This is a genomic window from Streptomyces sp. DS1-CR2, assembly GCF_055760475.1.
This window is the reverse complement of sequence record NZ_CM147085.1, coordinates 8,478,124-8,491,248: the sequence shown is the minus strand read 5'-3', so window position 1 is coordinate 8,491,248 and position 13,125 is coordinate 8,478,124. Positions and strand designations below refer to the sequence as shown.

Here is a 13,125-nt window from a genome sequence, read left to right as displayed (position 1 = left end):
TCAAACCAGCAGGTCGCCGACCCCACGAGCTCCATCATGACGCACCGGCTGATCGTTTTCTTCGGGCAATGTTTATTACCAAAGGCTATGGGAGTAATTAGACTGCACTCGCTCAACTCGGCGTGGACCTCAAGGGATTACCCACCATGAACAAGACGGCGCTCCGCGCCCTGCTCCGTGAACGGCGCGCCCTGATAGCCCCCGAATCCCACGGCTTCACCCGCCCCACGGGCCAGGGCCGGCGCGCCCCTGGCCTCTCCCAGCACCAGGTGGACCAACTGCTCCACCGCACCCTGGGGACGTACCACCGGCTGGAATCGGGGAGTTACCCGAACCCGCCCACGGAACTACTGCACGACGTCGCCCAGCTCTTCGGCCTCAACGAGCAGGAATGGGTGCTTCTCTGCCGGTACGCCTTGCTCCGGGACCCACCGGGGCCGCTCCACCCCTCCTCCGGAAAGGAGGTGCCCGGGGTGTGGCAGGAGGCGGTCGACAGCATCGGCCACATGGCGTACGTGACGGACGCGTCCTGGGATCTCCTCGCCTGGAACCAGCCCTTCGCCGACCTCTTCCCCGGCAGTCGGGTACCGGAGAACACGATGCGCTGGATGCTCATGGATCCCGACGGCCGGAAGTCCTTGACGAACTGGCACACGGCGTGGGCTCCGTTGGTGATGCCGCAACTTCGGGCGGCCCTCGTCTCCAGGCCGCACGACGAAACGTTGCGCCAGATCGAGAAGGAAGTCCTCGCGGACCCCCAGGCCGCGCCCATCTACGAGTCGGGCGGCGCCTCCATCCACCCGGACGGGGACGAACGCCCTCTCATGCACGCGGTACATGGTCCCGGCTGGGTGACCATGTGCGCGGCGCAGCCCATGACCGCTCCGGGCGCTCGACTGATCATCCTCGTCTTCCATCCCGGCACAAGCCGCTCCCACATGCGTACGCCGATACTCCGGCGCCATCCACTAGGGCCGAACTAAGCCGGGTGAAGTACGTTGAGCGGCACCCCCCACATCCCGACCCAGCCCTGTGGGAGACACCGTGTCCGCTTTCGTCTCGATGCCCCGAACCGTCCTCGGACCCCACAAGGTCACCACGGAGGACATAACCGACGACATACGCAACCGTCATCCTGGGCATCCCCGACTCACGCTGATCCTGCGCGTCCTCGCCAACTGCGGAGTGCGCACGCGGTACTTCACCCGCCCCCTGGACTCCCCCACGGTCTCGGGTTCGGCCGGAGTACGCGAGCGCGCCGAGGCGGCCTTCGGTGATGCCCTCGCCATGGCGGAACAGGCCGCCCTGACGGTGCTCGACAGCACGGGCGTGGCGCGCGAAGACATCGATGCCATCGTCACAACCCACTCCACGGGCTGGTCCGTCCCCAACCTCGACGCCCATCTCGTCGCCCGCCTCGGGCTACGGCCGACCGTACGCCGCATCGCGCTCACGACACTGGCCTGCTCGGGTGGCATCCAAGCCCTCATCCGGGCGGCCGACCTCGTCGCGGCACACCCCGGGAGCAAGGTCCTGGTGGTGGCGGCGGAGACGATCTCCAGCGTGTACAACCACAACGACGCCAGCGTCGAATCGATGATCTACAAGTCGTTGTTCGGCGACTCGGCCGCAGCGACCGTCGTCAGCGGTGAGCCGCTGGCGCCCGGTCTCGCTGTCGACGACAGTTTCGAGTACGTGCTGCCGGACAGCCTCGACCGGTACAGCGGCCGGATCGACACCGACGGTCTGCACTTCGACTCCACCAAGAAGGCCCTCGCGGCCACAGACGACGTACTGCCCGTGCTCCGGAACTGGGTCGGCACCCGCGCTCCGGGCTTCGTCGTCATCCACCCCGGCAGTCCCCGCATCATCACCGACACTGCCACCGCCCTCGGTCTCGACGCCCACGCCGCCCGGCACTCCACCGACACTCTCTCGGAGGAGGGCAACCTCGGTGGCGTCAGCGTTCTCCGGGTCCTGGAGCGGACCCACACCGCGCCTCCCGCCGCCGGAACCAAAGGCGTCGCCGTCGCCTACGGGCCCGGCTTCACCACCGCCGCCCTCCACGGCTACTGGCACGCCTGAAACGGCGCCCCACTCCTCATCCCCTGCCCTGCTCGTCCCGCTCGTCCGCCAGCTTCGACGTCGGAGCGTCTCCCGGCCTGCTACCACAGTGTCCCCGTTCTTGAGAACGGCACCGTCCTCGACACAGCGACCGCCCGGACCGGTCACCACACGCGCCGCCGTGAAGATCAGCTTCCTGCTGCTCATCCTGACCTTCCGAACGGTCGGAAAAAGGGCGCCCGGGAGTGTGTCATGAAACAGGCCCTATCGGGCAGGGCACCCAGGGTCATGCACCGCGAGGGGCTCAAGGGGAACGATGGACAGGCGCCACGGACCGGCCGGACCAGGAGCACGGGACCCGTACTTCGACAATGCGAAATACCTGACGATCGTGCTCGTGGCATGCGGGCACGCGTGGGAACCACTGACGTACGGGAGCCGCACCGTGACGGCGGTGTATCTGGGCGTGTACGCCTTCCATATGCCGGCGTTCGCTCTCATCTCCGGCTATTTCTCCCGGAGTTTCGACATGGCGCCCGGCCGGCTGCGCCGTCTTGTCGGCGGGGTCGTGGTGCCGTACGTGCTGTTCGAGGTCGCGTACACGCTCTTCTACCGGTGGGCGCAGGACGATCCGGGGTATCCGATCAGCCTGCTCGACCCCTGGTATCTGATGTGGTTCCTGGTCGCGCTGTTCATCTGGCGGCTCACCACACCCCTCTGGCTGCAACTGCGTCACCCGGTGGCGGTCGCCCTGGCGTTGGCCGTGCTCGTGTCGGTGGCGCCGGACGCGGGCGGTGACCTGGCGCTCCAGCGGGTGGTGGGTTTCCTGCCGTTCTTCGTTCTCGGGCTGACGCTGCGGCCCGAGCACTTCGAGCGGCTGCGCACACGGCGGGCCCGGCTGTGGGCGCTGCCCGTGGCGGCCGGGGCGCTGGTCGCCGCGTACGCGGTGGGGCCCTGGTTCGACGCGGGCTGGTTCTACCACCGGGGCAGCGTCACCGGCCTCGGCGCCCCCGCCTGGGCGGGACTGGTCACGACCCCGGCCCTGTTCGCCCTCGCCGTCGTCCTCAGCGCCTGCTTCCTGGCGTGGGTGCCGGGACGGAAGACGCTGTTCACGACACTGGGCACGGGGACGCTGTACGCGTACCTGCTGCACGGCTTCCTCATCAAGTCGTCCCGCTTCTGGGGCTGGTACGAGCACCCATGGCTGCACACTCCGGCGGGCGAACTGGCGGTGACGGCCACGGCGGTCGCCGTCATCACCCTTCTGTGCACGTCTCCCGTGCGGTGGGTCTTCCGGTTCGCCGTGGAGCCGCGCGTGCCGTGGGCGTTCCGGCGTACGGAACCGGTGCGGGAGGCCGAACCGCCGGTGACCGGCGTCCCCGGCGAGCGGGTCCTGCGCCCCTAGCCTGGGCCGGGTCGCCGAACCTTCAGCCGGACTTTCAGCCGGCCCCCGGGCGGAGGGGGCCAGTACGCGCGATGGCGGCGAACGCCACGCGATCGGGCGGTGAATATGCCCTACGCCCACGCGCGTCGGCCGGGAGCAGCATCATGCCGCCATGGACGGTACGGCCCTTCTGCGGGACCTCTTCACGCCGGACGAGTACGACGCGGTCCGCTCGCACGCGGACCACCTGGGCGTGACGGTGGTCGAGTACGTACGTCAGACAGCCGCCGAACGTGCCCTGGAACGACTGCACTTGGCGCAGGCCATGGAGGCGCAGGACCTGCGCCTGGGGAAGCTGTCGATACCGCACGTCGAGCGCGGCCGCTGCGGCGAAGGATCGCCCGCGCTGCAGCGGTTCCTCGACTCCCTGACGCATCCGCCGGAGGCGAAGACCTGACACGAAGAGGCCCGAGCCGGATTGGCCGGGGCCCACCGGGGCAACCGGTCCCCATGACCCCACAGACTGCGACACGTCGGCGAAAGGGCCAGGAACGTAAGGGCCACGAACGTAAGGGCGACGCACGGAAGCGGGTGACGGGGAAGCGGGTGCCACGGAAGCCGGTGGCGCGTAAGCCGGCGACGCGGAAGCCGGTGCCGTGGGGGCGGATCGTCGCCCGGGCGCTCATCGCCGGCTTCGCGTTCTCGGCGCTCGTGGCGTTCTCCGCGGTCCTCGCCCGGCTGACCCTGACGCCGTCCCCGGCGTCGGCGGACGTCGCGGGGTCCAACATGCGGCCGGGACACTCCCTGCGCCAGTACGCCGAGTCGTACACGTTCCTCGGCGCGTGCAAGCAGATCGGCGGGAATCTGCTGCTCGGCGCGCCCTTCGGGCTGCTGCTTCCGGTGCTTGTGGCGCGCAAGGGGCGCATGATGCGGGTGCTGGCGGTGACAGTGCTCGTCCTGGTGCTCGTGGAGCTGGCGCAGGGCGCGATCGTCGAGGGGCGGGCCTTCGACGTGGACGACGTGATCCTCAATACGTCGGGCGCCCTGATCGCCTACTTCCTGCTCGGGCGCCGCATCGGACACAACTACCACGCCCTCGCCGGGTCTTCGGGCCGTAGCCGCTTGGCGATCAGGCTCCCGGGGAATGCGGCTCGTTACCGGGGAACACCCGGCGCCACAGGTGACGGAAGGAAGTGATCATCATGCGTGCGCTCAAGCGCGCCGTTCGGCGGCCCGCACGCGTGGAGTACCTCTTGCCGCAGGGCTCGGGCTCCGCCCGCTGGGCCCGCCGCCTCACCCAGGACTTTCTCGCGGGACGAAGCGCCGGCGGCACGCACGACGCGGTGCTCGTCGTCTCGGAGCTGGTCGCCAACGCGGCCCGGATCAAGGACAGTCACTGCCGGATGCGCCTGTGCCTGGACGCGGACGAGCTGACGGTCTCGGTCCACGACGACAGCCCGCACCACCCGCGCCTCAAGCCGGCTTCGATGTCAGCGGAGTCGGGCCGCGGCATCCCGCTCGTCGACGCGCTGTCGCGCCGTATGTGCGTGGTCCCGGACCCGTACGGCGGCAAGACGGTACGCGCTGTACTCGCCCACCCCTGACGGCCGGGGAGCACCCGGGCGGCAGCACTCCGTCTGCCGCCCGGCCTGATCGACCGGCCTGAACGTCCGGCCTGAAATTCCGGCCTGATCGCCCGGCTCAGTGCCCCCTGGCGATCCACTCCTCCAGGTGGGGCGCCTCCGCCCCGATCGTCGTGCTGTCGCCGTGCCCCGTCCGTACGACGGTCTCCGGCGGCAGCATGAGGAGCCGCTCCCTGATCGACTCGACGATGGTCGGGAAGTCGCTGAACGACCGCCCCGTCGCACCCGGGCCACCCGCGAACAGGGTGTCCCCCGTGAAGACGGCGCCGAGTTCCGGCGCGTACAGGCTGACCGCGCCGTGGCAGTGCCCCGGCGTGTGCAGCACGGTCAACTCCACGCCCGCCACGGCAAGTTGCTGACCATCGGCGAGTTCGCCGTCAGGCGTGCGGTCGGGGTGCTTCTGCTTCCACAGCTCCGTGTCCGCGGGGTGCAGGAGGATGGGCGCCCCGGTGCGCTCGGCGAGCGCGGGTGCCGCGTCGATGTGGTCGTCGTGCGCGTGGGTGCACACGACGGCGACGAGCCGCCGGTCGCCCACGGCCTCGGCGATCGCGTCGGCGTCGTGCGCCGCGTCGATCACGACGACCTCGCTGTCGTCCCCGACGAGCCATACGTTGTTGTCGACGTCCCAGGTGCCCCCGTCGAGGGAGAACGTGCCGGACGTGACGAGGTGTTCGATCCGCGCGCCCGCCATCAGAAGATCACCACCGAGCGCAGCACGTCGCCGTGGTGCATTCGCTCGAACGCCTTCTCCACGTCCTCCAGGGCGATCGTCTCGGTCACGAACGTGTCGAGGTCGAGCCGGCCCTGCCGGTAGAGGTCGATCAGCATCGGGAAGTCGCGCGAGGGCAGACAGTCGCCGTACCAGGACGACTTGAGCGCGCCGCCGCGCCCGAATACGTCGAGCAGGGGCAGTTCGAGCTGCATCTCGGGCGTGGGGACGCCGACGAGGACGACGGTTCCGGCGAGGTCGCGGGCGTAGAAGGCCTGCTTGTAGGTCTCCGGGCGGCCGACCGCCTCGATGACGACGTCGGCGCCGAACCCTCCGGTCAGCTCGCGTACGGCCTCGACCGGGTCGGCGGAGCGGGAGTTGACGGTGTGCGTGGCGCCGAGCTTCCTGGCCGTCGCCAGTTTCTTGTCGTCGATGTCGATGGCGATGATCTTCCCGGCGCCGGCGAGGTGGGCGCCGGTCACGGCCGCCGCGCCGACCCCGCCGCAGCCGATGACGGCGACGGAGTCGCCGCGGCCCACGTTGCCGGTGTTGATGGCGGCGCCGAGACCGGCCATGACGCCGCAGCCGAGCAGACCCGCTGCGGCGGGCGACGCCTTGGGGTCGACCTTGGTGCACTGCCCGGCGGCGACGAGCGTCTTGTCGGCGAACGCGCCGATCCCGAGCGCGGGCGAGAGCTCCGTGCCGTCGAGGAGCGTCATCTTCTGCTTCGCGTTGTGCGTGTCGAAGCAGTACTGGGGGCGCCCGCGCAGGCAGGCGCGGCACTGGCCGCACACGGCACGCCAGTTGAGGATCACGAAGTCGCCCGGCGCGACCTCGGTGACCCCGTCACCGACCGCCTCGACGACGCCGGCCGCCTCATGACCGAGCAGGAACGGGAACTCGTCGTTGATGCCGCCCTCCCGGTAGTGCAGGTCGGTGTGACAGACCCCGCACGCCTGAATCTTGACCACGGCCTCCCCGGGCCCGGGATCCGGCACGACGATCGTCTCGATCCGCACCGGCTCTCCCTTGGCCCGCGCGATCACGCCTCGCACCTGCTGCGCCATGACGATCAGCCCTCCACTCGCTCGTCGCATCGTTCTTCGCCATCTTCACAGATGGGCCCCCGATCCGGGGCGGGGTGACGAGGAGCGCGACCGCACGGGTCGCTAGCATCCGAAGCATGTCTGTCTACGAGAATGTCGAGATCGCCGCCCTCCAGGGCGGCCCCGCCGACCTCCCCCAGTACGAGGGCAAGGCCGTCCTCATCGTCAATGTGGCCTCGAAGTGCGGCCTCACCCCGCAGTACGCGGCGCTGGAGCAGCTCCACGCCGAGTACGCGGGCCGCGGCTTCAGCGTGCTCGGGGTCCCCTGCAACCAGTTCATGGGCCAGGAGCCCGGCAGCGCCGAGGAGATCGCCGAGTTCTGCTCGGCGACGTACGGCGTGACGTTCCCGATGACCGAGAAGGTCGAGGTGAACGGCGACGCGCGCCACCCGCTGTACGAGCGTCTGGTCACCACGGCGGACGCGGAGGGCCACGACGGGGACATCCGCTGGAACTTCGAGAAGTTCGTGCTCTCCCCCAAGGGCGAGGTCGTCGCCCGCTTCTCGCCGCAGGTCGTGCCGGACGCCCCCGAGGTGCTCGCCGCGATCGAGGCCAACCTTCCCAGGTAGCGGCTACGCGCTACTCCGCTCGTCGGCCTCCGTCATGCCCCGCTCCGAGCAGTCGGCGTGGGGTTTGTCGCAGGCTCCGTGGCCGACCGGGTCGGGCGCGAAGACGGCGCGGCGGAACGGCTCGCTCGCGGCGCGGCCTCGCGCCGCTCCCCCGCGTCCACGACAATGGCTGCGATGACGCCCGAACCCGTCGAGTCCGCCCCCGGAATCCGGCTCTCCTCCGCCAGGGGTCGCTGGATCCTCGCCTGTGTCGTCCTGGCCTCCGGGATGGCGATGCTCGACGGCACGGTGGTGAATGTCGCCCTGCCGACCATCGGCCGCGACCTCGACGCCTCCCTGTCGAGCCTCCAGTGGGTCGTGAACGCCTACATGCTGACGCTGTCCGCCCTGCTCCTGTGGGGCGGAGCGCTCGGCGACCGGATCGGGCGGCGGCGCACTCTCGTGCTCGGCGTGGCCTGGTTCGCGATCGCGTCGGCGCTGTGCGGGCTCGCCCCCGACCAGGGTGTGCTCATCGCGGCCCGCGCGTTGCAAGGAGTGGGCGGTGCGCTTCTCACTCCCGGGTCGCTGGCCCTCGTACGGTCCTCGTTCTGCCCCGAGGACCAGTCGCGGGCCGTGGGCGCGTGGTCGGGGCTCACGGGTGTGGCGGGGGCGCTCGGACCGTTCCTCGGCGGGTATCTGATCGATGGACCCGGGTGGCGGTGGATCTTCCTGATCAATGTGCCGCTGGGCGTGATCGTGCTGCTGATCGCGGTGCGGCACGTGCCGGAGAGCCGTGAGGCCGGGGTCGCCGGGACCCGCTTCGACATGGCGGGCGCCTCGCTCGCCGCCCTGTGCCTGGTGGGCGTCAGTTACGCGCTGATCGGGTCGTCCGGCGGCGCGTCCCTCGTGTCGACGGCGCTGCCCGCCGTACTGGGTGTCGCGGCCGGCATCGCCTTCGTCGTCGTGGAGCACCGGCGCGCCGAGCCGATGCTGCCGCCCTCGCTGTTCCGCTCCCGGCTGTTCAGCGCGGCCAACGCGATGACGCTGTGCCTGTACGCGGGGATCGGCGGCATCCTGTTCCTCATGCCCGTACAGCTCCAGATCGCGCTCGGCTACAGCGCGCTGGAGGCCGGTATGGCGACGCTGCCGATCACCGTCCTGATGCTGCTCCTCTCCCCCCGCGCGGGCGATCTCGCGCGCCGTGTCGGGCCGACGCCGCCTCTGGTCGCCGGGCCGCTGATCGCGGCGGTGGGCCTGCTCCTGATGCTGCGGATCGAGCCCGGTGCGTCGTACGTGGCCGATGTGCTGCCCGCGGTGGCGGTGCTCGGCCTGGGCATGAGCGTGTTCGTCGCGCCTCTCACTGCCACGGTCCTGGCGTCGGTCGAGCCGGGCCGCGCCGGGCTCGCCAGCGGCGTCAACAACACGGCGGCCCGGATCGCGCAGCTCCTCGTGGTGGCGGCGCTGCCGCTGGCGGTCGGGCTGTCCGGGGACGCGTACACGCAGCCGGACTCCGTCAACACGTCGTTCCACCGGGCGGCCATGGGGTGTGCCCTGCTGTTCGCGCTGGGGTCGGCGACGGCCGTCGTGTTCATCCGTCCGGCGGCGGTCCGGCCGCGGCTGGAGGAGGCTCCGAAGCCGCAGTGCCGCTCGCATCTGGGCGTGGCGGCACCGGCGTTGGAGCCCGGGCCGCACAAACGGGACCGGGGGAACGTCCTGTAGCTCGCCGCCGCGCGGCAGGGCAGTGCGACCCGGCTTCGGCTCAGCTCCCGAACGGGACCTGGGGTGCCGCCAGGGCTGCGGCTTCCTTGTGCGGGTGTGCCCAGAGCCCGCGGGCCTGCAGCCGTGGCAGGACGCCCTCCCCGAACCAGTACGCCTCCTCCAGGTGCGGGTATCCGGAGAGCACGAACTCGTCGATGCCGAGGCGGTGGTACTCCTCGACGCGGTCGGCGACCTCGTCATGGCTGCCGACCAGCGCGGTACCGGCGCCGCCGCGTACGAGGCCGATGCCGGCCCACAGGTTCGGGTGGATCTCCAGGCTGCTGGAGCTTCCGCCGTGCAGGGCGAGCATGCGCTGCTGGCCCTCGGACTCGCTGCGCGCCAGCCCCTCCTGGACGGACCTGACGGTGGCCGGGTCGAAGCCCTGGAGGAGCCGGTCGGCCTCCGCCCAGGCCTGCTCGGCGGTGTCGCGCGTGATGACGTGCAGCCGGATCCCGAAGCGGACGGTGCGGCCCTCCTTCTCGGCGAGGCCGCGGATCCAGGCGATCTTCTCGGCGACCTGCGCGGGCGGCTCGCCCCAGGTGAGGTAGACATCGCTGTGCCGCGCCGCGATCTCCCCCGCGACGGGCGAGGAGCCACCGAAGTACACCTCGGGAACCGGGTCGGGCAGCCGGGCGAGCCGGGCGTCCTGCACCTGGAGGTGTGCGCCCGCGAGATCGACGGTGTCGCCGGCCCACAGTCCCCGGACGATCTCCAGGAATTCACCGGTGCGCGCGTACCGGGATTCCTTGTCGAGGAAGTCGCCGTAGGCGCGCTGCTCGCGGCTCTCGCCGCCCGTCACGACGTTCAGCAGAAGCCTGCCGCCGGTCTGGCGCTGGTACGTGGACGCCATCTGCGCGGCCAGCGTGGGTGAGACGAAACCGGGCCGGAACGCGACGAGGAACTTCAGGCGCTCGGTCTGCTGGCTGAGCATGGCGGTGGTCAGCCACGCGTCCTCGCACCAGGCGCCGGTGGGTGTCAGCGCGCCGACGAAGCCGAGGTCCTCGGCGGCGCGGGCGATCTGCGTGAGATAGCCGATGGACGGGGGCCGGTCACCGCCCGCCGCGGTCACGGGTGTGCCGTGGCCGCCGCCGACGACGTGGCGGCTGTCGCCGTTGGTCGGCAGGAACCAGTGGAAGGTGAGGGACACGGGCGGGCTCCGATCGCAAGGGACTACAACAGGCTGTCAACCGGCCCTGACTGGGCGGGAGTTGACGGGTCAGGTCGCCGCGGCGAGCAGGGGCCTCGCGGTGCGCGTGAGCGCGCCGGAGAACTGGTCGACGACGCGGCTGAGCGCCTCGGCCGGCCCCGGCGCGACGCCGACCGTGCCATCCGGGGCGATGGTGATGTCCTTGTCGAGGGTGAACCACCCCTGGACGATGTGGTCGGCGCCCATGGAGTTGAGGACGGGCCGCAGGGCGTAGTCGAGCGCGAGGACATGGGCGGTGGTGCCGCCGGTGGCGAGCGGCAGCACGGTCTTGCCGTCGAGTCCGTACTGCGGCAGGAGGTCGAGGAGGGCCTTGAGGAGCCCGGAGTACGCGGCCTTGTAGACGGGCGTCGCGACGACGACCCCGTCGGCGCGGGCGAGGAGCTCGGTCGCCTCGACGATGGCCGGGTGGGCGAAGTCCGCGCGGAGGAGCGCCTCGGCGGGCAGGGTGCGGACGTCGAGCGCATGGACGTCGTGGCCCTGCTCTTCGAGCCGCGCGTCGAGGTGGCGCAGGAGTCGCGCCGTGCGGGAGGTGGCGGAGGGGCTTCCGGAAATGGAGAGGACGGTGGCCATGACGGGACCCTTCGGACTGGAATTCGGCACGTGGAATGCGGGCACCGCGAAAGGCGCGAACGCGGGAAACGCAGGAGTGCCGAAATTCAGGAATTCGCGCATGCCGAATACGCGGTGCGGTTCAGTGCGGTGCGGTGGGAAGCCGTGCGGAAAACGATCGGCACGGTGGAGGTTCGACGATGGCGGTCGCCGCGGAGGCGGCCTGGTCGCCGGGGCGCGTGTGGCTCGTCAGAGGGCGCGGCAACAGAAGGAGCTGGAAACGCGCGCGAGGTCGACATGGCGTCGCCGCGTGAGGTCCAGTCTCGTGTTCATGCCACCGATCCAACCAGGGGCGCGTCGCGCCAGTCAAGAATTCTCCGTGCCGGTCTCGCATCGCGGAACGGACTTCCGATGACGGAAGAATAGACACGAAGGGTGAGTCCCTTTCGGGAATCCCTTGGTGAGCGCGGTTTATTGGCGGGAGCCCGTACCCTCGTGCGCCGCAGCGCGACCCGGTGCACGATGGCTGCATGCTGTTCTCCCGGCTCGCACAGGTGTCCCAGGAGGTCGCGGCCACCAGGGCGCGGTCGCGGAAGATCGCGCTGCTCGCCGAGCTCTTCCGGGCGGCGGAGCCGGACGACGTACCGATCGTGATCCCTTACCTGGCGGGACGCCTCCCGCAGGGGCGTCTCGGCGTCGGGTGGCGGGTGCTGCGCGATCCGGTGGCGCCGGCCGCGCAGCCCCGGCTGACGGTCCAGGACGTCGACGCCGCGCTGACCGCGCTCGGCGATGTGGCAGGCGCGGGGTCGCAGGCCGAACGGACCCGTCTCGTCGGGGAGTTGATGGGCGCCGCAACCGAGGATGAGCAGCGGTTCCTGTTCGGTCTGCTCACCGGCGAGGTGCGGCAGGGAGCGCTCGACGCGGTGGCTCTGGAGGGGCTGGCGCAGGCGACCGGCGCGCCGCCGGAGGAGGTGCGGCGCGCGGTGATGCTGACCGGGTCGCTCCAGGTGGTGGCGCAGGCCCTGCTGGCCGAGGGCCCGGACGCGCTGAGCCAGTTCCAGCTGACCGTCGGGCGCCCGGTGTTCCCGATGCTGGCGCACAGCGCGTCCTCGGTCGGGGAGGCCGTGGACAGGCTCGGGGCGTGCGCGGTGGAGGAGAAGCTGGACGGCATCCGCGTACAGGTCCACCGCGACAGCGACGTCGTACGCGTCTACACGCGCACGCTCGACGACATCACCGACCGGCTGCCCGAGGTCACCGCCGCGGCGGCCGGGCTCGACGGGGACCGCTTCATCCTCGACGGGGAGGTCATCGCGCTCGACGGGGACGGCCGGCCGCGCCCGTTCCAGGAGATCGCGAGCCGTGTGGGTTCGCGGGTGGACGTGGTGACGGCCGCCGGGTCCGTACCCGTGGTGCCGGTGTTCTTCGACGTCTTGTACGCCGGCGGGGACGAGCTGCTCGATCTGCCGTTCGCCGAGCGCCACGCGCGCCTGGCGCGGCTCGTGCCGAAGGTGATGCGGGTGCGCCACGTCGTCGTTCCGGACGGGGAGGACGCGGCGGGCCGTGCGGCGGCCGAAGCGTTCTTCGCCGACGCCCTGCGCCGCGGTCATGAGGGCGTCGTCGTGAAAGGGCTCGACGCCCCGTACAGCGCGGGGCGGCGCGGCGCGTCCTGGCTGAAGGTGAAGCCCGTACACACGCTGGACCTGGTGGTGCTCGCGGCGGAGTGGGGGCACGGCCGGCGGACGGGCAAGCTGTCGAATCTGCACCTCGGTGCGCGCAGGCCGGACGGCTCCTTCGCGATGCTGGGCAAGACGTTCAAGGGGCTCACGGACGCGCTGCTCGCTTGGCAGACGGAGCGGCTGCGGGAGCTGGCCACGAGCGACGACGGACATGTCGTCACGGTGCGGCCCGAGTTGGTCGTGGAGATCGCCTACGACGGTCTGCAGAAGTCCACCCGCTACCCGGCCGGCGTCACGCTGCGCTTCGCGCGCGTGGTGCGGTACCGCGAGGACAAGACGGCCGAGGACGCGGACACGGTCGAGACGGTGCTCGCCGCGCACCCGGTCCCGTGACAAGACCGTTTCTTTGCCAAATATTGGGGCCGATAGGGTGACACCGGCGCCCGGTACCTGCAGGCGCCATGCACACCCAGGACAA

The 13,125-nt window shown here is 70.9% G+C and carries 14 protein-coding genes; 9 read left to right on the top strand and 5 right to left on the bottom strand.

Annotated elements, in window-relative coordinates; translation table 11 throughout:
• The first annotated feature begins 146 nt into the window (after nucleotides 1-146).
• From ACY0PA_RS39665 to ACY0PA_RS39640, 6 genes are all read left to right on the top strand, one after another.
• The gene (locus tag ACY0PA_RS39665) at nucleotides 147-983 is read left to right on the top strand and encodes an MmyB family transcriptional regulator (protein ID WP_473082187.1); all 837 of its coding nucleotides are present in this window, start codon (nucleotides 147-149) and stop codon (nucleotides 981-983) included.
• 79 nt (nucleotides 984-1,062) lie between these two features.
• Nucleotides 1,063-2,085 (top strand): PhlD, encoded by a 1,023-nt coding sequence (locus ACY0PA_RS39660; RefSeq protein WP_473086578.1) that lies wholly within the window; start codon nucleotides 1,063-1,065, stop codon nucleotides 2,083-2,085.
• A gap of 295 nt (nucleotides 2,086-2,380) precedes the next feature.
• On the top strand, nucleotides 2,381-3,469 hold the full coding sequence (locus ACY0PA_RS39655) for an acyltransferase family protein (protein WP_473082186.1): 1,089 nt from the start codon (nucleotides 2,381-2,383) through the stop codon (nucleotides 3,467-3,469).
• Between the two features lie 151 nt (nucleotides 3,470-3,620).
• Nucleotides 3,621-3,905: a hypothetical protein gene (locus ACY0PA_RS39650; protein ID WP_473082185.1), complete on the top strand. Its 285-nt coding sequence runs from the start codon at nucleotides 3,621-3,623 to the stop codon at nucleotides 3,903-3,905.
• Between the two features lie 164 nt (nucleotides 3,906-4,069).
• Nucleotides 4,070-4,645 (top strand): VanZ family protein, encoded by a 576-nt coding sequence (locus ACY0PA_RS39645; protein ID WP_473082184.1) that lies wholly within the window; start codon nucleotides 4,070-4,072, stop codon nucleotides 4,643-4,645.
• Between the two features lie 5 nt (nucleotides 4,646-4,650).
• Nucleotides 4,651-5,052: an ATP-binding protein gene (locus ACY0PA_RS39640; RefSeq protein ID WP_473082183.1), complete on the top strand. Its 402-nt coding sequence runs from the start codon at nucleotides 4,651-4,653 to the stop codon at nucleotides 5,050-5,052.
• Nucleotides 5,053-5,149: 97 nt separating this feature from the next.
• On the opposite strand, the gene ACY0PA_RS39635 is transcribed toward ACY0PA_RS39640, so the two are convergent.
• Together ACY0PA_RS39635 and ACY0PA_RS39630 are read right to left on the bottom strand one after the other, a co-directional pair.
• Entirely contained in the window at nucleotides 5,150-5,782 is a 633-nt protein-coding gene (locus ACY0PA_RS39635; RefSeq protein WP_473082182.1) for an MBL fold metallo-hydrolase, read from the bottom strand.
• Nucleotides 5,782-6,867 (bottom strand): S-(hydroxymethyl)mycothiol dehydrogenase, encoded by a 1,086-nt coding sequence (locus ACY0PA_RS39630; RefSeq protein WP_473082181.1) that lies wholly within the window; start codon nucleotides 6,865-6,867, stop codon nucleotides 5,782-5,784. Before ACY0PA_RS39630 ends, ACY0PA_RS39635 begins: the two co-directional genes overlap by 1 nt.
• Nucleotides 6,868-6,983: 116 nt before the next feature.
• On the opposite strand from ACY0PA_RS39630, the gene ACY0PA_RS39625 reads away from it, so the two are divergent.
• The gene (locus ACY0PA_RS39625) at nucleotides 6,984-7,475 is read left to right on the top strand and encodes a glutathione peroxidase (RefSeq protein ID WP_473082180.1); all 492 of its coding nucleotides are present in this window, start codon (nucleotides 6,984-6,986) and stop codon (nucleotides 7,473-7,475) included.
• Nucleotides 7,476-7,649: 174 nt separating this feature from the next.
• The gene (locus ACY0PA_RS39620; protein ID WP_473082179.1) at nucleotides 7,650-9,173 is read left to right on the top strand and encodes an MFS transporter; all 1,524 of its coding nucleotides are present in this window, start codon (nucleotides 7,650-7,652) and stop codon (nucleotides 9,171-9,173) included.
• A gap of 40 nt (nucleotides 9,174-9,213) precedes the next feature.
• Here ACY0PA_RS39620 and ACY0PA_RS39615 read toward each other — a convergent pair whose 3' ends face one another.
• From ACY0PA_RS39615 to ACY0PA_RS39605, 3 genes are all read right to left on the bottom strand, one after another.
• Nucleotides 9,214-10,359, bottom strand: coding sequence for an LLM class flavin-dependent oxidoreductase (locus ACY0PA_RS39615; protein ID WP_473082178.1), 1,146 nt, complete (start codon nucleotides 10,357-10,359; stop codon nucleotides 9,214-9,216).
• A gap of 69 nt (nucleotides 10,360-10,428) precedes the next feature.
• Nucleotides 10,429-10,989: an NADPH-dependent FMN reductase gene (ssuE, locus tag ACY0PA_RS39610; protein ID WP_473082177.1), complete on the bottom strand. Its 561-nt coding sequence runs from the start codon at nucleotides 10,987-10,989 to the stop codon at nucleotides 10,429-10,431.
• A gap of 228 nt (nucleotides 10,990-11,217) precedes the next feature.
• On the bottom strand, nucleotides 11,218-11,301 hold the full coding sequence (locus ACY0PA_RS39605) for a putative leader peptide (protein WP_351255852.1): 84 nt from the start codon (nucleotides 11,299-11,301) through the stop codon (nucleotides 11,218-11,220).
• Nucleotides 11,302-11,498: 197 nt separating this feature from the next.
• On the opposite strand from ACY0PA_RS39605, the gene ACY0PA_RS39600 reads away from it, so the two are divergent.
• On the top strand, nucleotides 11,499-13,040 hold the full coding sequence (locus tag ACY0PA_RS39600) for an ATP-dependent DNA ligase (RefSeq protein ID WP_473082176.1): 1,542 nt from the start codon (nucleotides 11,499-11,501) through the stop codon (nucleotides 13,038-13,040).
• Nucleotides 13,041-13,125: the final 85 nt, after the last annotated feature.